General features: G+C 71.7%; 13 protein-coding genes. 5 read left to right on the top strand and 8 right to left on the bottom strand.

Features of this window, described 5'->3' with window-relative positions:
- Positions 1-9: 9 nt before the first annotated feature.
- Together IFY26_RS02240 and IFY26_RS02235 are read right to left on the bottom strand one after the other, a co-directional pair.
- The gene (locus IFY26_RS02240; protein ID WP_232547372.1) at positions 10-645 is read right to left on the bottom strand and encodes an aminodeoxychorismate/anthranilate synthase component II; all 636 of its coding nucleotides are present in this window, start codon (positions 643-645) and stop codon (positions 10-12) included.
- Positions 646-692: 47 nt separating this feature from the next.
- Positions 693-1,481: a DUF881 domain-containing protein gene (locus IFY26_RS02235; protein ID WP_232547371.1), complete on the bottom strand. Its 789-nt coding sequence runs from the start codon at positions 1,479-1,481 to the stop codon at positions 693-695.
- An 81-nt stretch (positions 1,482-1,562) separates the two neighbouring features.
- Here IFY26_RS02235 and IFY26_RS02230 point away from each other — a divergent pair, with 81 nt between their 5' ends.
- Together IFY26_RS02230 and acs are read left to right on the top strand one after the other, a co-directional pair.
- A complete protein-coding gene (locus IFY26_RS02230) occupies positions 1,563-1,862 on the top strand; it encodes a cell division protein CrgA (protein WP_232547370.1) in 300 nt (99 codons plus the stop codon).
- An 89-nt stretch (positions 1,863-1,951) separates the two neighbouring features.
- The gene (gene acs / locus IFY26_RS02225; RefSeq protein WP_232547369.1) at positions 1,952-3,841 is read left to right on the top strand and encodes an acetate--CoA ligase; all 1,890 of its coding nucleotides are present in this window, start codon (positions 1,952-1,954) and stop codon (positions 3,839-3,841) included.
- A 21-nt stretch (positions 3,842-3,862) separates the two neighbouring features.
- On the opposite strand, the gene lysS is transcribed toward acs, so the two are convergent.
- A complete protein-coding gene (gene lysS, locus IFY26_RS02220; RefSeq protein WP_232547472.1) occupies positions 3,863-5,356 on the bottom strand; it encodes a lysine--tRNA ligase in 1,494 nt (497 codons plus the stop codon).
- Between the two features lie 371 nt (positions 5,357-5,727).
- On the opposite strand from lysS, the gene IFY26_RS02215 reads away from it, so the two are divergent.
- Positions 5,728-7,104: a glucose-6-phosphate dehydrogenase gene (locus IFY26_RS02215; protein ID WP_232547368.1), complete on the top strand. Its 1,377-nt coding sequence runs from the start codon at positions 5,728-5,730 to the stop codon at positions 7,102-7,104.
- Here IFY26_RS02215 and IFY26_RS02210 read toward each other — a convergent pair whose 3' ends face one another.
- The 3 genes from IFY26_RS02210 to IFY26_RS02200 all read right to left on the bottom strand — a co-directional run bounded on the left by IFY26_RS02210 (position 7,105) and on the right by IFY26_RS02200 (position 10,935).
- Positions 7,105-8,004, bottom strand: coding sequence for a sugar ABC transporter permease (locus IFY26_RS02210; protein WP_232547367.1), 900 nt, complete (start codon positions 8,002-8,004; stop codon positions 7,105-7,107).
- A complete protein-coding gene (locus IFY26_RS02205) occupies positions 8,004-9,602 on the bottom strand; it encodes an ABC transporter permease subunit (protein WP_232547366.1) in 1,599 nt (532 codons plus the stop codon). The genes IFY26_RS02210 and IFY26_RS02205 overlap by 1 nt, the downstream gene beginning before the upstream one ends.
- Positions 9,603-9,702: 100 nt before the next feature.
- Positions 9,703-10,935, bottom strand: coding sequence for a sugar ABC transporter substrate-binding protein (locus IFY26_RS02200; protein ID WP_232547365.1), 1,233 nt, complete (start codon positions 10,933-10,935; stop codon positions 9,703-9,705).
- 239 nt (positions 10,936-11,174) lie between these two features.
- On the opposite strand from IFY26_RS02200, the gene IFY26_RS02195 reads away from it, so the two are divergent.
- Both IFY26_RS02195 and IFY26_RS02190 read left to right on the top strand, forming a co-directional pair.
- On the top strand, positions 11,175-12,164 hold the full coding sequence (locus tag IFY26_RS02195) for a LacI family DNA-binding transcriptional regulator (protein WP_232547364.1): 990 nt from the start codon (positions 11,175-11,177) through the stop codon (positions 12,162-12,164).
- The gene (locus IFY26_RS02190) at positions 12,161-14,524 is read left to right on the top strand and encodes a putative PEP-binding protein (RefSeq protein ID WP_232547363.1); all 2,364 of its coding nucleotides are present in this window, start codon (positions 12,161-12,163) and stop codon (positions 14,522-14,524) included. The genes IFY26_RS02195 and IFY26_RS02190 overlap by 4 nt, the downstream gene beginning before the upstream one ends.
- A gap of 766 nt (positions 14,525-15,290) precedes the next feature.
- Here IFY26_RS02190 and IFY26_RS02185 read toward each other — a convergent pair.
- Both IFY26_RS02185 and IFY26_RS02180 read right to left on the bottom strand, forming a co-directional pair.
- Positions 15,291-15,785, bottom strand: a complete 495-nt coding sequence (locus IFY26_RS02185) for a methylated-DNA--[protein]-cysteine S-methyltransferase (RefSeq protein ID WP_232547362.1) — start codon at positions 15,783-15,785, stop codon at positions 15,291-15,293.
- On the bottom strand, positions 15,782-17,287 hold the full coding sequence (locus tag IFY26_RS02180) for a DNA-3-methyladenine glycosylase 2 family protein (protein ID WP_232547471.1): 1,506 nt from the start codon (positions 17,285-17,287) through the stop codon (positions 15,782-15,784). The genes IFY26_RS02185 and IFY26_RS02180 overlap by 4 nt, the downstream gene beginning before the upstream one ends.
- Between the last annotated feature and the right edge of the window lie 49 nt (positions 17,288-17,336).

The following is a 17,336-nucleotide window of genomic DNA, read 5'->3' as shown; positions in this document are numbered from 1 at the left end:
CGCGGTCGGTCAGCCCTGGACGGCCATGAGGGGCGCCAGGCCCTGCGCGCGGGCGGGGGCGTCGGCGTCGCCGCAGGCGGCGAGCCAGTTGGCGAGCATCTGGTAGCCGCCCTCGGTGAGCACGGACTCTGGGTGGAACTGGACGCACTCCACAGCCAGCTCGCGGTGCCGCACGGCCATGATGACGCCGGACTCGGTGCGCGCGGAGACCTCGAGGGAGTCGGGCAGGGTCGCCGGCTCGATGGCGAGGCTGTGGTAGCGCGTGGCGGTCAGCGGCGAGGGCAGGCCGGCGAACACGCCGCGTCCGTCGTGGTGCACCAGCGAGGTCTTGCCGTGCAGCAGCTCGGGCGCGCGGTCGACGACACCCCCGTAGGCCACGCCGATCGACTGCAGGCCGAGGCACACCCCGAAGATCGGCAGCCGGCCGGCCTGGGTGCGCACCACGTCGATGCAGACGCCGGCGGCCTCGGGCGTGCCCGGCCCCGGCGAGAGCAGGACGCCGTCGAAGCCGTCGGGCCAGTCGGGATCCTCGAAGCGCGCGTCGTCGTTGCGCCACACCTCCACCTCGGCGCCGATCTGGGCGAGGTAGGAGACGATGTTGTAGACGAACGAGTCGTAGTTGTCCACGACGAGTACCCGGGCCATGGCGTCCATTCTCCCCCACGCGCACCCACCGGGCCCGCGGCGTCCGCTCAGCGCCCCGCGACCCGCGCGTGGTCGAACGTCGCCGGCCCCTCGTAGGCGGCAAGCCTCGCCTCCGGCGTCCGGGCCACGGCGTACCCGAGCCGGTAGGCGTCCACGTACTGGCGGTAGATGTCCAGGTAGGCGGAGTCGGCCAGGGCGCGCTCGAGGGCGGCCTGGTCGCCGACGGCGGTGATCACGTAGGGCGGGGCGTAGGGGACGCCGTGCAGCACCACGGTGTTGCCCACGCACTTGATGCCGGTGCGGCTCGAGACGCGCTGGCCCTGGATGGTCATGGCCTCCGCGCCACCGGCCCACAGGGCGTTGGCGACGGCCTGGATGTCCTGCTGGTGCACCACGAGGAGGTCGGCGTCGACGCCGGCCGGCTGCACCGAGGCCGGGGCGTCGGTCAACGTCACGGTGACCGCGGGGCCGACCACGGCGACGGACGCCGCCGCCTCGGCCGCCGCACCGATCTCGGCGGCGTCCGGCCCGGCGGCGCGAGAGGCGTTGGCCTGGGTGAGCTCGTCGACCTCGGCGCGCAGCGTCGCGGCGTCGCGGGCGAGGGCGTCCGCCCGGTCGGCCTCCTGGGCGACCAGGCGAGAGAGCTCGGTCGTGCGGTCGGGACGCAGGTCGTTGCCGCGCGAGGCCAGGGCGCCGGTGGCCATCATGAACCCGGCGACCACGCAGGCCAGCACGGTCAGCAACCGCAGGGGGGACGCGGTGGTGGCGAAGCGGCTGCGGGCGGCGCCGAGCCGCTGCCGCGCCCGGCGCGTCCGGGAGGTGTCGCGTCCGGCCATGGCCACCAGCGTAACCGAGCCCACCGCCGACCACTGGGGTAGGGTGAGCTGGTCCGTTCGACCAAACAGCAGGAGCATGGGGTGCCGGAGTCCAAGGGCCGCGAGCAGGCGGAGCTCAAGAAGAAGTCCGCCCGCAAGGCGTCGGTCAACGCGGTGCGGGCCGAGAACCGGAAGAAGCAGACGCTCAGCAACCGCCGCGGCTGGGTGGTGCCGACCTTCCTCACCCTTCTGCTCGTCGGGGTGTTGTGGTTGGTCGTGTACTACGTCACCACCTCCACCGGCATCACCGTGCCGGGCATGACGGCGCTCGGCAACTGGAACATGCTGATCGGCATGGGCCTCATGGCGGCGTCCTTCGCCGTCGCCACGCAGTGGAAGTGACCCTTCATCCCACCGCGTTTGCCCGTTAGGGTGGTCGCCGTTGCACGGGCGCCGCTTCGGCGCTCGTTGGCCCAACGGAGGGATCCCCCATGGCAGAGCTCGACGGCGACGTCTTCCACCCCGACCGCAGCGTGGCAGCCACCGCCCACGTCCCCGATGCGGACGCCCTGCGCGCCGAGGCGCTGGCCGACCCGCAGGGGTTCTGGGCCGACATGGCCGACGAGCTGGAATGGTTCGAGCCGTGGGACAAGGTGCTGGACGACAGCGACGCCCCGTTCTACCGCTGGTTCACCGGCGCGCGCTGCAACATCGTCCACAACTGCCTCGACCGGCACCTGACGGGCCCCAACAAGAACAAGCTGGCGCTCATCTGGCAGAGCGAGGACGGCTCGGAGCACAAGACCTACAGCTACTACTCGCTCAACCGCCAGGTGAACATGATGGCGAACATCATCAAGGCGATGGGCATCACGAAGGGCGACCGCGTCACCATCTACCTGCCCCGCATCCCCGAGGTGTTCTTCGCGATGCTGGCGTGCGCGAAGATCGGCGCCGTCCACTCGGTGATCTTCGCCGGGTTCTCCTCCGACGCCCTGGCCTCGCGCATCGACGACTCCGAGTCCAAGCTCGTCATCACCGCCGACGGCTCGTTCGTGAACGGCTCGGTGTTCCCGCTGAAGAGCATCGTCGACGAGGCCGTCCGCTACTCCCCCACGGTGGAGAACGTCATCGTGGTCCGGCGGGCCGGCAACGAGGTGACGATGGACGCGCTGCGTGACCACTGGTACTCCGACCTGCTCGCGCTGCCCATCGCCAAGGGCACCTGCGAGACCGTGTCGCTGGACTCCGAGGACCCCCTGTACATCCTCTACACCTCGGGCTCGACGGGGAAGCCGAAGGCGATCCTGCACACCCACGGCGGCTACATGGTCGGCACGTACACCACGTTGAAGTACACCTTCGACATGCGCCCGGAGGATCGCTGGTGGTGCACCGCCGACCCGGGCTGGGTGACCGGCCACTCTTACCTGGTCTACGGGCCGCTGCTCACCGGGGCCACGGTGTTCATGTTCGAGGGCGGCCCGACCTACCCCTACCCCAACCGCTGGTGGCAGCTCATCGAGTACTACGGCATCACGCAGTTCTACACCGCGCCCACGGCGATTCGCTCGCTCATGCGCTTCGGCGAGGCCTGGCCGAACCGCCACGATCTGAGCTCGCTGCGCCTGCTGGGTTCGGTGGGCGAGCCGATCAACCCCGAGGCGTGGCACTGGTTCCACCGCGTGATCGGCAAGGAGCAGTGCCCGATCATGGACACCTGGTGGCAGACCGAGACCGGCATGTTCCAGATCACGCAGACCCCGGGCGAGCCGCAGAAGCCAGGCTCGGCCGGCAAGCCGTTCTTCGGCCAGGACGTCGCGATCCTGGACGCCGACGGCAACGAGGTGCCCGACGGCGAGGAGGGCTTCCTCGTGCTGAAGAACCCGTGGCCGGCGATGCTGCGCACCCTGTACCGCGACGACCAGCGCTACGTCGACACCTACTGGTCGACCTACCCCGGCGTCTACCTGGCCGGGGACTCCGCCCGCCGGGATGCCGACGGCTACCTCTGGATCATCGGGCGCACCGACGACGTCATCAAGGTCTCCGGTCACCGCCTAGGCACCGCCGAGGTGGAGTCGGCCCTGGTGTCCCACCCGGCGGTCTCGGAGGCGGCCGCGATCGGCCTGCCGCACGAGGTGAAGGGCAACGCCATCCACGCCTACGTGGTGCTCCGGGTCGGGGAGAAGGAGACCCCGACGCTCGCCGAGGAGCTCCGCGCCCACGTGGCCCAGCACCTCTCCCCCATCGCCAAGCCGGACGCCATCGACGTCGTCGAGAAGCTGCCCAAGACGCGCTCGGGCAAGATCATGCGCCGCGTCCTCAAGGCCCGCGCCCAAGGTCTGGACGAGGGCGACCTCAGCACGCTGGAGGAGTGAGGCAGGAGGAATGAGCCCGGCTCAGCCCTGCGGCTTGAGCAGTGGGAACAGGATCGTCTCGCGGATGCCGCGGCCGGTGAGCAGCATCATCAGCCGGTCGACGCCCAGGCCCAGGCCGCCCATCGGCGGGGCCCCGAACTCGAGCGCGTTGAGGAAGTCCTCGTCGAGCTGCATCGCCTCGGGGTCGCCGCCGGCCGCGAGCAACGACTGCTCGACGAACCGCTGCCGCTGGATCACCGGGTCGATGAGCTCGGAGAACCCGGTGCCGCGCTCGACGCCGCCGATGATGAGGTCCCACGCCTCGATGAGGCCGGGCTCGCTGCGGTGCGGGCGCGCGAGCGGCTGGGCGATGGCCGGGTAGTCGCACACGAACGTCGGCTGCAGCAGGCCGGGCTCGACGAGCTCGCCGAAGAGCTCCACGGCCAGCTTGTCGGTGCCCCACGCCGGGTTGTACTCGAGCTCGTGGGCGTCCGCGACGGCCTGCAGCGTCCCGACCGGGGTGGCGAGCGAGATCTCCTCACCGACCTGCTCCGACAGCCCCTCGAACAGCGGCAGCCAGCGCCACTGCCCGTCCAGGTCGATCACGCCGGCCTCGGTCTCCATCTGCCGGGAGCCGACCGCGTCCGCGGCGTCCACCACGATCTGCTGGGTGGTGGCGGCGATGCCGGCCTGGTCGGTCCACGCCTGGTAGGCCTCCAGCATCGTGAACTCGGCGGAGTGCGAGCTGTCGATCCCCTCGTTGCGGAAGATGCGCCCCAACTCGTAGACGCGGTCGGTGCCGCCGACCATGGCCCGCTTGAGGTTGAGCTCCAGCGCAATCCGCAGCGTCATGTCGATGTCGAACGCGTTGAGGTGCGTGGTGAACGGCCGCGCCGCGGCGCCGCCGTGGATCAGCTGCAGCACCGGGGTCTCCACCTCGATGAAACCCAGGCGGTGCAGCGTCTCGCGGATCGAGCGGGTGACCGCCGCCCGCGTCCGCACCATCGCGCGCGCCTCCGGGCGCACGACGAGATCGGCGTAGCGCTGGCGGACGCGGGTCTCCTCCGCCAGGTCCTTGTGCAGGGTCGGCAGCGGCCGCAGCGCCTTGGACGCCAGCGCCCACCCCGTCGCCATCACCGACAACTCACCACGCCGGGAGGAGATGACCCGCCCCGTCACCGAGACGAAGTCACCGAGGTCGATGTCGGCCTTCCAGGCGTCCAACGACTCCTGGCCCACCTCGGCGAGGCTGAGCATCACCTGGAGGCGGTCGCCGTCGGCGTCCGGGGTGAACTGGTCGGCCAGCGTCGCGAAGCAGAGCTTGCCGGTGTTGCGGACGAAGATCACGCGCCCGGTGACACTGACGACCTCGTCGGTCTCCTGCCCGGCCTCCAGGTGCCCCCACTGCGCGCGCACGGCGGCCAGGGCGTGCGTGCGGGCCACCTCGACCGGGTAGGCCTCGCCGCCGGCGGCCAGCAGCCGCTCCCGCTTCGCCAGGCGCACCTGGACCTGCTCGGCGACGGGCTGCTCCGTCACGGGCTGCGCTGCTCGGGGCTGGGCTGCACTGGGCTGGGCGGATTCAGTCACCGCTCCAGCCTATCGCCGGGCGCAGGCGCGGACGGCCACCGGGGTGGGGGCGCGGGCGTCTTCAGTCACCCCCACGGGGACAGGTTTTCCTCACTGGGCCCGACTATCGTTCCTGATGAAGGGCCGGGGGCCTGCCTATTGGGGGATCGGCAGGCCCCGGGCCCTGTCACAGGGACCGGTCGTGACGCGCAGGAGCGCCGGTGCGGATCGTGGGGGCGAGCGCATCGTGGCCCGCGCGTCATGACCACCTCGTCCCGGCCCCCTCCCGATGCGAGTACCGTGGGCGCGTCCGTGCCACGCTCTCGCCCAAAGGGGTCCCGATGGAGAACTCTCCGGTCACACTCGTCATTCTCGGCGCCTCGGGTGACCTCACCCATCGCCTGCTGTTGCCCGGCCTCGGCACCCTGCTGCACGCGCGCCCCGGGTACCGCGTGCACCTGGTCGGGGCGGCGTCGGACGACCTGACGGCTGAGCAGTGGACGCAGCGCGTCCGCGAGGGCCTGGCCGAGGGCGGCTGCCGCGCCGACCGGATCGAGCCGATGATCGACGACACGACGTTCGAGCACCTCGACGTGACCAACCCGAGCGCGCTGGAGGAGTTCCTGGGCCGGCTCGCCGCCGAGGGACGCCCCATCGTGGTGTACTTCGCGCTGCCGCCGGCCATCAGCCAGCAGGCGTGCCAGGCCATGACGCAGTTCGACCTGCCGCCGGGCATCCGGCTCGCCATTGAGAAGCCCTTCGGGTCGAGCCTCGCCTCCGCGCAGGACTTCAACCGATTGCTGGCACAACTGGTGCCGGAGCGGCAGATCTTCCGCGTCGACCACTACCTCGGCAAGGCCACCGTGCTGAACCTGCTCGGCCTGCGGTTCGGCAACCGCATCTTCGAGCCCATCTGGAACACGGTGAACATCGAGCGGGTCGAGATCATCGCCGACGAGACGCTCGCCCTCGAGGGCCGGGCCGGCTACTACGACAAGGCGGGCGCGCTGCGCGACATGATCCAGTCGCACCTGCTGCTCGTCATGGCGATGCTGGCCATGGAGGAGCCGGCCAGCATCGACGAGGTGGAGCTGCGCGACCTCGTCGTGCACCTGCTGCGCTCGACCCACCTGGCCGGGGACGACCCGGTGCAGGCCTCCCGCCGGGCGCGCTACACGGCGGGGCAGATCGACGGCAAGGACATCCCGTCCTACACCGACGAGAAGGGCGTCGACCCCGAGCGCAACACCGACACCCTCGCCGAGGTGACCGTCGAGATCCGCAACTCACGGTGGGCGGGTGTGCCGTTCCGGCTGCGCAGCGGCAAGGCGTTGGGCGACGGGTTCCGCGGCATCGTCGTCAAGTTCCGGCCCGTGGTGCACCTGCCGGCCGGCTTCCACAACACCGCGGAGCCGAACGTGCTCGTCATCGGCATGACGCCGGAATCCATCGCGCTGAGCCTGAACACCAACGCCGAGGGCGATCGGTGGGACCTGGAGCAGACCTCGCTGGCGGCCGACCTCACCGAGTCGCCCGTCCGACCCTACGGCGAAATCCTGCAGGGCATCTTGGACGGCGACCCTCTGCTCAGCGTCCGCGGCGACATGACCGAGGAGTGCTGGCGCATCCTGCAGCCCGTCGTGGACGCCTGGGCGGCCGGCGACGTCCCGATGGACGAGTACGCCGCCGGCTCGACCGGCCCTTCGGACTGGCGCTGATCAGCCCTTCACGCCGCCGGCGGTCAGGCCGGAGACGATGTACTTCTGCAGGTACATGAACAGCAGGATGATCGGCACGGCGGCCACGACGGCGCCGGCGGCGAACAGGCCCCACGGGGCGTTGCGCTCGTCGGAGCCCCACACGTACAGGCCCACCGCCAGGGTGTAGTTCTCGGGCCGGGCCAGCACGATGCGGGCCAGGATGAACTCACCGTAGGTGCCGACGAACGACAACAGCCCCACCACGGCCAGGATGGGCGTGACCAGGCGCATGATCATGCCCCAGAAGATCTGGGCGTGCGTGGCGCCGTCGATCTTGGCGGCCTCGTCCAGCTCGGCCGGAATGGTGTTGAAGAAGCCGTACATCAGGAACGTGTTCGCCCCCAGGGCCCCGCCGAGGTACACGGCGATGAGGCCGAACAGCGACTCCAACCCGAGGAAGGGGTAGATGTCGCGCAGCGTCAACAGCAGCAGGAAGATGGCGATGAACGCCAGCATCTGGGGGAACATCTGGATGATGAGCAGCGCCGTCAGGCCGCCGCGGCGTCCGACGAACCGGAATCGGCTGAAGGCGTACGCCGCAGCCGCGCCCATGATGACGGTGCCCACGGCGGTGACGGTCGACACAATGAAGCTGTTCAGGATCCACCGCGGGAAGTTCGTGTTGGTGAACAACTCGGTGAAGTTCTGCAGCGAGACCGCGGTGAACAACCGGGTGGAACCGGTCAGCGTGCCACCGGGGTTCAGCGCCGCGGAGAGGACGTAGAGGATCGGGAAGACGCAGTAGGCGATCATGGCGATCGCGAACAGGTGCTTCCAGCCGACCTCCTTCCACCAGCGGACGCCCCGCAGCCGGGTGTCGTTGGCGTTGTCGAGTTCGATCTTGGCGACGGTGCTCATCAGATGATCTCCTCGAGCTTGCGGGTCTGGCGGAAGCCCAACCACGAGATGAAGCCGACCACGACGAAGATCAGGATCGACAAGGCGCTGGCGAGGCCGAACTGCCGGACCCCCGACTCGAAGGCCACGGAGTAGACCATCGAGATGAGGATGTCGGTCTCACCGATGATGAGCGGGGCGCCCGGATAGTTCGGCCCGCCGCCGGTCAACATGTAGATCAGCGAGAAGTTGTTGAAGTTGAACGCGAAGCTGGCGATCAGCAGCGGCGCCACCGAGACCATGAGCAGCGGCAGCGTCAGGTTCCAGAACCGCCGCCACGGCCCGGCGCCGTCCATGATGCCGGCCTCGGTGAGCTCACCGGGGATCGACTGGAGCGCGCCGGTGCAGATCAGGAACATGTACGGGAAGCCCAACCAGAGGTTGACGCCGAGGATGCTGAGCTTCGCCAGCGTGCCGTCGCCCAGCCAGTTGATGGTGGCGCCGTTCAGCAACGTCTGGTTGATGATGCCGAAGTTCTGGTTCAGCATGCCCTTCCACACCAGCGCGGCGAGGAAACCCGGGAAGGCGTACGGCAGGATGAACATGGCCCGGTAAAAGCGGCGTCCCTTCACCCGTTCGTCGTTGAACACGACCGCGAGCAGCAGCCCCAGCGCGAACGTGGTGAGCACGCTGAGGATGGCGAACGCGAACGTCCACAGCAGGATGGACAGGAACGGGCCCTGCAGCCGGCTGTCGGTGAACATCCGCGTGAAGTTGTCGGTGCCGACGAACACCCGCCAACCGGGGCTGAGCGACGTGCCGTCCGGCGCGACGTACAGGCCCTGGGCCGGGTCGGCGGTGTAGACCGTGCCATTCTCGGCCGTGAACGTGTCGGCTGCCTCGTCGTAGCGCAGCACCGAGCGCGCCTGGTAGGCCATGGTGCCGTTGTCGGTGCGCAGCCAGCCGTCGTCCGGGTCGTCGGAGACACTGACGCGCAGGTCGAGCACCTCGTTCTGCCGCTGCTGGATCTCGGCGAGCGGCAGCACGGACGCCCCCGGCACCTGCGTGACCCGGCCGCCGGACTCCACCGCGCCGGTGACCGGCTCGAGCGGATCCTCCTGGGTGCCGACGAGCACCTCGTCGTCCTCCACCACGGCGAAGCCGAGGGAGCCGTTCACGTCCACCACGGTGACGGGGTACGTGGGGGTGCCGTCGAGCCGACGGTCGGAGGTCTTGAGGATCTGCGTGATGGCCGGGCCCTTGAGGTCGTTGTGCCCGTCGCCGTAGTTGGTGAAGGCGACCACGGCCGTGTTGGCCATGACGTAGATCTGGTAGACCAGCAGGAACACCAGGCCGGGCATCAGGTACTTGGCCGGGATGCTGCGCTTGGAGAAGTACACGTAGTCGGCGACGACGAGCGTCACCACGAGAACGGCGAGAATGACCCACTGCTCCTGGCCGAACGCGGCCATGATGCCGTAGAGCCCAAAGGCGTTCACGAGCATCATCAGCACCAGCTTCACGTAGAAGCCGGGCCGCGAGAGGTCGCGGGCGTGGGAGAGCTGGGGGGCCGACGTCGACGTCGGCGGCGCCTCGGGAGGCTGGGTGTCGGTGCTCACGACGGATCCTTTCGGGCCGGGTGTCCGCTGCGGGTGTGAGACGACGCGGGGTGGCGCTTGCAGCACCACCCCGCGTCGTCAGGTCACCTGCGAGACGGACTCAGAAGGCGGCCTTGATGTTGTTGTTCATCTCCTGCCACGCGGCCGCGGGATCGGCGGCCTGGCCGTTGATGATGCTGACCTCGGTGGCACCCCAGAAGTTCCACACGGCGGCCATCTCGGGGATGGCCGGCATCGGCTCACCGTCGGCGCCCGCCTCGGCGAAACCGGCGATGATCGGGTCGTCGATGGCCTCGGCCGCGGCGGTGTTGGCCGGCGTCCGGCCACCCAGCTCGTAGAGCTTGGTCTGGGCGTCCTCCGACGTCATGTAGTCGAGGAACTGGTTGGCGAGCAGCGCGTTCTCCGAGTGCGAGGACAGGTAGACGCCCTGGACGCCGAGGAACGGCGCGGACGGCTGGCCACCGGCCGACGGGATCGGCAGCACGGTGATGTCGAGGCCGGCGTCGACGAAGTCGCTGGTCCACCAGGGGCCCGTCACGATGTAGGGCGACTGGCCGTCGAGGAAGGCCTGCTTGGCCTGGTCGCCGCCGATGTTGGCGTTCAGCGCGCCCTCGTCGGCGAGCTTGCGGAGGTAGGTGGCGAACGCCTGGCCCTCCGGGCCCTCCATGCCGAGCTCGGTGGTGTACTCGCCGTTGGAGCTGGTGAACACCGGCGCCCCGAAGGAGGTCTGCAGCGGGTACAGGTGGTAGGCGTCGCCGCCGTCACCCTGCTGGATCACGATCGGGAACTGCGTGCCCGCGCCCTTGCCCTGCGTCACGAGCTCGTCGAACGTGGCCGGGGTGTCCTGCACCAGGGCGTTGTTGCGCACGAGGCCGATGTTCTCGATGGCGTAGGGGACGCCATACAGCTGGCCGTCCCACGTGAACGCGGCCTTCGACGCATCCGAGAGGCCGTCGATGACGTTGCCCAGCTCCACCGGGGCCACGACGCCGTTGCTCACGAGGTCACCCGTCGCGTCGTGCGCGGTGACGATCAGGTCGGGGCCCTCGCCGGTCGGGGCCTGGGCGATGAAGTCGGTCTTGATGTCGCCGGTCGGCTTCTGGACGAGGTCGAGCGACACCCCGCTGGTGGCCTGGAAATCGGCACCCAGCTCGGTGAACGCGTCGATGCGGGTCTCGTCGACCCAGACCGTCAGGGTGCCGGCGTCCGCCGGAGCAGCAGCCGTGGTGTCGGCTCCGCCCGGCGCGGGCGTGGTGGTGGCGGTACCGCCACCGCAGGCAGCCAGGGTGAGGCTCATGCCCGCGACGAGCGCTGCAACAATGCTCTTGCGCATCTGTATCTCCTTGATGGGGGGCTGCTCCTCTGCGCGCCCCTGTCTGCAAGCAGAGTAGCCCACTTTCTGCAAGCAGCCGCCAAATCTTCGTAACGCTTTCATAACGAGGCTGGTTCCGGCGGGTGGCAGCTGCCACAGTTCATGCGGAGCGTCGTGACTTCCGACGGTGGAAGCGGACCAAAAACTTTGCACTAGACTCGCAACGTTCCGTCAACGACGCGGAGGGAGGGCACGTCCAGATGAACCACGCCAAGGCACGCTTGGTGGATCTCGCGCACGCCGCGGGCGTCTCGACGGCCACCGTCTCCCGCGTGCTCAACGGCAAGCCCGGCGTCCGCAGCGACACCCGGGACGCGGTGCACGCGGCGGCGGCCGCCCTGCACTACCCCCTCGAGCGGCCCACCCGGCGGCCGGGGCCCGTGGCCATCATGACCGGGGAACTCTCCAATCCGTCCTTCGCGGCCTTCGCCGAGATGGCCGACACCCTGCTCTACTCCGCGGGCGTGCCGAACTTCGTCTGCCCGGCCGGGCCGAGCGGCACCAGCGAGGAACAGCACCTCGAGACCCTGCTGACCATGGACATCGCGGGCATCATCTCCATCTCGGGCATGCCCGCGAACAACACGTTGCCGGTGGAGCCGTACGAGCGGGTGCTGGAGGCCGGCATCCCCACCGTTTTCATCAACTCCCCCAGCGAACAGCTCGAGGCAGGCTTCTTCTCGTGCTCGGACGCCGAGGCAGTGGCGTCGTCCGTGGCGCACCTGCGCTCGCTGGGCCACACCCGCATCGGCCTCGCAGTGGGGCCCGACCGCTTCCTGCCCGCGCGGCGCAAGGTGGCCGCGTTCCGGGCGTTGGGCTTCGGCGCCGACTCCGTGGCGATGACGCAGTTCACCGCCGAGGGGGGCCAGGTGGCCACCGGGCGGCTCGTGGCGTCCGGCCACACGGCGATCGTGTGCGGCTCCGACCTCATGGCGCTCGGCGCCGTCCGCGAGGCGCGCGTCCGGGGCCTGGGCGTGCCCGAGGACCTGTCGGTGGTCGGGTTCGACGACAGCCCCCTGATGGCGTTCACCGAGCCGGCGCTGACGACCGTCCGCCAGCCCGTGGGGGCGATCACCTCGGCCGCCGTCGCCGCGCTGCTGCGGGCGATGGACGGCACCCCGCTCGACACGACCGAGGTGCTCTTCCACCCCGACCTGATCATCCGGCGATCGACGGCACCCGCGCCATGATGGGCATCGTCGTCGTCTGCCACTCCCGGGAGTTGGCCACCGCCGCCGTCGCCTTCGCGACCCGCGTGGCGGGCGACGACGCACCCACCGTGCTCGTCGCCGCCGGCGTCGCGGACGGGGCCCTCGGCACGGACGCCGCGGCGATCACCAAGGCCATCGTGGCCGCGAACAGCGGCGACGGCGTCCTCGTCTTCCTGGATCTGGGCAGCGCCCTGATGAGCGCCGAGCTCGCCGTGGAGTTCCTGCCCGCCTCGTTCGACGCCGAGGTGCGGATCACGTCCGCGCCGCTGGTGGAGGGGCTCGTGGCGGCGGTCGCGGCGGCGTCCGCGGGGGCGTCGTTGGAGGAGGCGGACGCCGCCGCACGCCGCGCGGTGGAGACCAAGCGCTCGCACGTGGACGACAACGTGCCCGCCCCGCCCCTGCTCACCACGCCCGCGCCCACCCCGAAGGACACGTCGCTGGTGTGGCGCGCCACCGTCCGCAACGCGCGGGGCCTGCACCTGCGTCCGGCCGCCACCGTGGTGACGGCGCTGGGCGACATCGCCGCCGAGGTGCTGCTCAGCAACGCCACCACCGGTGCTGGCCCGGCGCGGGCGACCAGCCTGTCCAGGGTGACCGCGCTGCAGGTGGGCCGCGGCCAGGTGCTGCAGGCGCGCATCAGCGGCCCCGAGGCCGAGGAGGCCCGCCGGGTGCTGGCCGACCTCTCGGCCCGCGACTTCGGCGAGAGCGCCAGCCGCCGGCAGGCGCCGGTGACCGGGGTCGCCCCCGCAGGAACGCCGGCCGAGGCCATGGGCCCCTCGGACACCCTGCCCGTGGTGGGCCAGGTGATCCTGCGCTCGTCCGGCCCGCCCCTGCAGGGCTATGTGCCGGGCACGCCCAAGGACGAGCTCGACCGCTTCTTCGCCGCCGTGGCCCAGGTCAAGGAGTTCCTGGCCGACCTCGCCGCCGGCGGCGACCCGACGGGCATCGTCGCCGCGGAGGCCACCCTGCTGACCGACCGGGCGCTCAACCACGAGATCGTCACCCGGATCACGGAGGGGTTCAGCGCCGTCGAGTCGGTGGGCAGCGAGCTGACGCGGGCGGTGCGGGAGTTCGAGGCGCTGAGCGACCCCTTCCTGCGCGAGCGCGCCCAGGACCTGCGGGGCCTGCGCCGCCTGCTGCACCTGGCCCTCATGGAGCGGCCGTTGGTCGACGAGGGGCCCGACGAGCCGCGCGTGTGGGTCGTCGACGAGCTGGACGCCCCCACCGCGCTGCGGCTGGACCGCCGGACCTGCCTCGGCGTCATCACGACCAGCGGCGGGGCCACCGGCCACGGCGTCCTGACGGCGCGGGGCCGGGGCATTGCCGTGCTGCCCGGCCGGCGCGACGCCGCCACGCTGCGGGACGGGGACCAGGTGGCATTCGACCCGGTGACCGGCGACCTGTGGCGCCGCCCGAGCCCGGCGCGCCGCTCGCTGCTGGCCGAGGTGCGCGTCCACCGACGGCGCACCGCCCAGCGCGCGCTGGCGCGTGCGCACGAGGACGCGGTGACGACCGACGGCGTCCGCGTGCCGGTGCTGGCGAACGTCTCGACGTTGGCCGACGCCCGGGAGAGCGAGCGGTTCGGGGCGGACGGCGTGGGGCTGCTGCGCTCGGAGATCCTGTTCTCCTCGCGGGTGGACGCCCCCTCCGCGGAGGAGCAGGCGGCGGCCTACGTGGAGATCGCGCGGGCGCTCGGGGGCCGGCCGGTGACGATCCGGACGTGGGACGCCGGCGCCGACAAGCCGCTGGCCTTCGTGCCGACCGGGACGCCGGACAACCCGGCCATGGCCCTGCGCGGCATCCGGGCGATGCGGCTCGCGGAGGACGTGTTCGCCGAGCAGTTGCGGGCCGTACTGCTGGCGGCGCGCGACGCGGACGTGCGGGTGATGTTCCCGATGGTGAGCTCGGCCGACGACGTGACGTGGGCGCGGGGCGTCCTCGACGCGGTGCAGCGTGAGTTGGGAGCTGGGCCGGTGCCGGTGGGCATCATGGTGGAGGTGCCCGTCGTGGCGCTGCGGGCGGGTGACTTCGCGGGGATCGTGGACTTCGCCAGCGTCGGCACCAACGACCTGGCGCAGTACGCCGGCGCCGCCGACCGCACGGATCCCGACGTCGGCGGCCTGGCCCGCCAGGACGACCCGGCGGTGCTGGAACTGATCCGTCTGACGTGCGTGGGCCTGCCCGGTGTCGACGTGGCCGTCTGCGGCGACCTGGCGGGCGACACCACCCAGACGGCCACCCTGCTGCGCCTCGGCGTCGCCGAGCTCAGCGCGTCCCCGACGCGAATCCCGGAGGTCAAGCAGGCCGTTCGAGGCGTCCACCGCGGGGAGTTGGCCTAATCGGACGGCCGCCACACTGCCGCTGGCGTCGCGTTGCTGCCGGAGGCGTCGCCACCCTGCCGTTGCGATTGCCTCCCCGCCGTTCGCACCGCCACCCTGCCCGACCTCCACCCCCCTAGCGTTGCAACGGCAGGGGGGTGGGCCTCCAGCAGGGAGGCGCATTCAAAGGCAGGGTCGCGACGCCAACGACAGGGAGGCAGCGACGGCCAACCGCAGAGTGCGCGAGGCCGAGTCGACGACCCCCGTGGACGCCGCCAGCCGCCAGTCGCGTCCCTGCTTTGGCGCCACCGTGACCACCCGGTGCCGACACGTCCGAACTGACAAGACCAAGCCCCAGCACCCCGTCCCGCAGGGGCCGCCACCCTGCCGTCGCCATCGCCTCCCTGCCACTGGCACCGCCACCCTGCCCGACTTGCACCTCCCTAGCGTGGCAACGGCAGGGGGGTGGGCCCCCCGGCAGGGAGGCGCATTCAGGGGCAGGGTCGCGACACGAACGACAGGGGGCGGGTCGGGCCGACGGGGGTCGGGATCGGAGGGGCGCCCCGTCGAGAACCTGGCACAGGACCTGGTCGTCGACGCAAACGGTTCCCCGGCGTCGACGACCCATGCACAAGCACGCCTCCTCGACGGCAATCGGGGGATTCGCGTCGACGACCCATGCACAAGCACGCCTGGTCGACACCGGCGGGCTCGGACGTAAGGACGCCCCCGCCGGCGACCGCCGTCGAGCCAGGGACAGCCGGGCCTGAACGAGCGAGACTGGGCGTCAGCCCAACCCGGACGCCCCCGGGAGCGCACCCTCGTGGTGGAGCAACCACCGCTTCCGCTCCGTGCCGCCGGCGTAACCGGTGAGCGCCCCGGTGGACCCGACCAGCCGGTGACACGGCACGATGATGCTGATCGGGTTGCGGCCCGTGGCGGCACCGACGGCGCGGGATGCCCCGGGCGACCCCAGGTCGGCGGCCAGCTGACCGTACGAGCGGGTCTGCCCGTGGGGGATGGCGGCGAGGGCGTCCCACACCCGGTGTTGGAACGCCGTGCCCCGCGGCGCCAGCTCCACCGAGAACGCCGTGCGCGTCCCCGCGAAGTACTCGGCCAACTGCGCGACCGCGTCGGGAGCGACGGTGTCGTCGCGCTCGCCGAGGGCGGCGGCGTCCGGGAAGTGCTTCTGGTCGGCCGTGTACAACGCCGCCAGCGCGCCGCTCGCGTCCACCACGAGGGTGAGCGGGCCCACGGGCGAGTCGATCACGCGGTGTCTCATGCGTCCTCCTCAGGGTCGGCGGGCAGGCGGTTGATCGCGTGGTCCAGGGTGGACCACAGGTGCACCGTCGCGTACGCCCGCCACGGACGCCAGCGCTCGGCCCGGGCGGTCAGCGCCCGCCCGTCCGGCAGCCCCTGCCCCGCCGCGGCGCGCCGCACGCCCAGATCGGTGGCGGGGAAGGCGTCCGGATCGCCGAGGGAGCGCATCGCGACCATCTCGACGGTCCAGGGGCCGATGCCCGGCAGGGCGGCCAACCCGGCGCGGGCCTCGTCGCGGTCGGCGCCCGGCCCCAGATCGAGCGACCCGGACGCCAACGCCGCGGCCAGCCGGATGAGCGTCAACCGCCGGGACGCCGGCGCGCGGTAGTCCTCGGCGGACGCCCCGGCCACCGCGTCCGCGGTGGGGAACACGTGGGTCAGGCCGCCCTCGGGGTCGGCGATCGGCTCCCCCAGCCGCGCCACCAGCCGCCCGGCGGCCGTCCGCGCCGCGGCGGTCGAGACCTGCTGCCCGAGCACCACGCGCAGGGCGAGCTCGTCGGGATCGGCGCTGCGCGGCACTCGACACCCGGGATCGGCGGCGACCAGCGGCGCCAGCACCGGGTCGCGGGCCAGCAGGGCGTCGACGGCCACCGGATCGGCGTCCAGGTCGAGCATCCGCCGGCAGCGTCCGATGGCGGGGGTGAGGTCGCGCGGGTCACTCAGGTGCAGCGTCGCCGCCACGTGGTCCGGCCGCGGGGTCAGCGCCGCGATGCCCGGCCCGTGGGGCAGCCGCAGCGTGCGCCGGTAGGCACCGCCGCGCCACTCCTCGACGCCGGGCACCCCGGTGGCCACCAGGTGGCCGAACAGGTGGGTCGCGCAGAACGGTGGGCGCACCGGCAACCGCACGTCGAGCCGCAACAGCCGCCCGCCCACGGCGCCGGTGCCGGACGCCCCCGCCTCCGACGGCCCGCCCGCGTCCCGCAACCCCGACGGCGTCGCCGCGTAGGCCGCCACCAGGGTGGCGTTGAACGACCGGATCGACCCGAACCCCGCCGCGAACGCCACGTCCGCCATCGCGAGATCGGTCGTCTGCAGCAGCAGCCGCGCGGTGTGCGCGCGCTGGGCGCGGGCCAGCCCGATGGGGGTGGCGCCCAGCTCGGCCAGGGTGAGGCGCTCGAGCTGGCGCGGGGAGTAACCCACCCGCCGCGCCAACCCGGCCACGCCGTCGCGGTCGACCACGCCGTCGGCGATCAACCGGACAACCCGGGCCGTCACGTCGGCACGGGGCTCCCACTCCGCCGAGCCGGGGGCGGCGTCCGGGCGGCAGCGCTTGCAGGCGCGGAACCCCGCGGCCTGCGCGGCGGCGGCGCTGGGATGGAACGTGCAGTTCGCGGCCGACGGCGTCCGCGCCGGGCAGCTGGGTCGGCAGTAGATGCCGGTGGACGTGACCCCCGTGACGAACGCCCCGTCGAACCGCGCGTCGCGGCTGTCGACGGCGGCGAGGCAGGTCTCGCGGGCGGGCATCACGGCATCCATCCTCCCCCACGCACGCCCCGCGCTCTCGCAGGAATGC

The sequence above is a fragment of the Propioniciclava soli genome, assembly GCF_014858005.1.
GTDB lineage: Bacteria > Actinomycetota > Actinomycetes > Propionibacteriales > Propionibacteriaceae > Propioniciclava > Propioniciclava soli.
Note: the sequence above shows the minus strand (reverse complement) of the source record. Positions and strands in the feature narration are given on the sequence as shown.

Bases quoted from the DNA above. Each gene is read 5' to 3' on its own strand.
- IFY26_RS02190 (WP_232547363.1), top strand. From the start codon at position 12,161: ATGATGGGCATCGTCGTCGTCTGCCACTCCCGGGAGTTGGCCACCGCC.
- IFY26_RS02185 (WP_232547362.1), bottom strand. From the start codon at position 15,785: ATGAGACACCGCGTGATCGACTCGCCCGTGGGCCCGCTCACCCTCGTG.
- IFY26_RS02210 (WP_232547367.1), bottom strand. From the start codon at position 8,004: ATGAGCACCGTCGCCAAGATCGAACTCGACAACGCCAACGACACCCGG.
- IFY26_RS02240 (WP_232547372.1), bottom strand. From the start codon at position 645: ATGGCCCGGGTACTCGTCGTGGACAACTACGACTCGTTCGTCTACAAC.
- IFY26_RS02180 (WP_232547471.1), bottom strand. From the start codon at position 17,287: ATGCCCGCCCGCGAGACCTGCCTCGCCGCCGTCGACAGCCGCGACGCG.
- IFY26_RS02200 (WP_232547365.1), bottom strand. From the start codon at position 10,935: ATGCGCAAGAGCATTGTTGCAGCGCTCGTCGCGGGCATGAGCCTCACC.
- IFY26_RS02215 (WP_232547368.1), top strand. From the start codon at position 5,728: ATGGAGAACTCTCCGGTCACACTCGTCATTCTCGGCGCCTCGGGTGAC.
- IFY26_RS02235 (WP_232547371.1), bottom strand. From the start codon at position 1,481: ATGGCCGGACGCGACACCTCCCGGACGCGCCGGGCGCGGCAGCGGCTC.
- IFY26_RS02195 (WP_232547364.1), top strand. From the start codon at position 11,175: ATGAACCACGCCAAGGCACGCTTGGTGGATCTCGCGCACGCCGCGGGC.
- acs (WP_232547369.1), top strand. From the start codon at position 1,952: ATGGCAGAGCTCGACGGCGACGTCTTCCACCCCGACCGCAGCGTGGCA.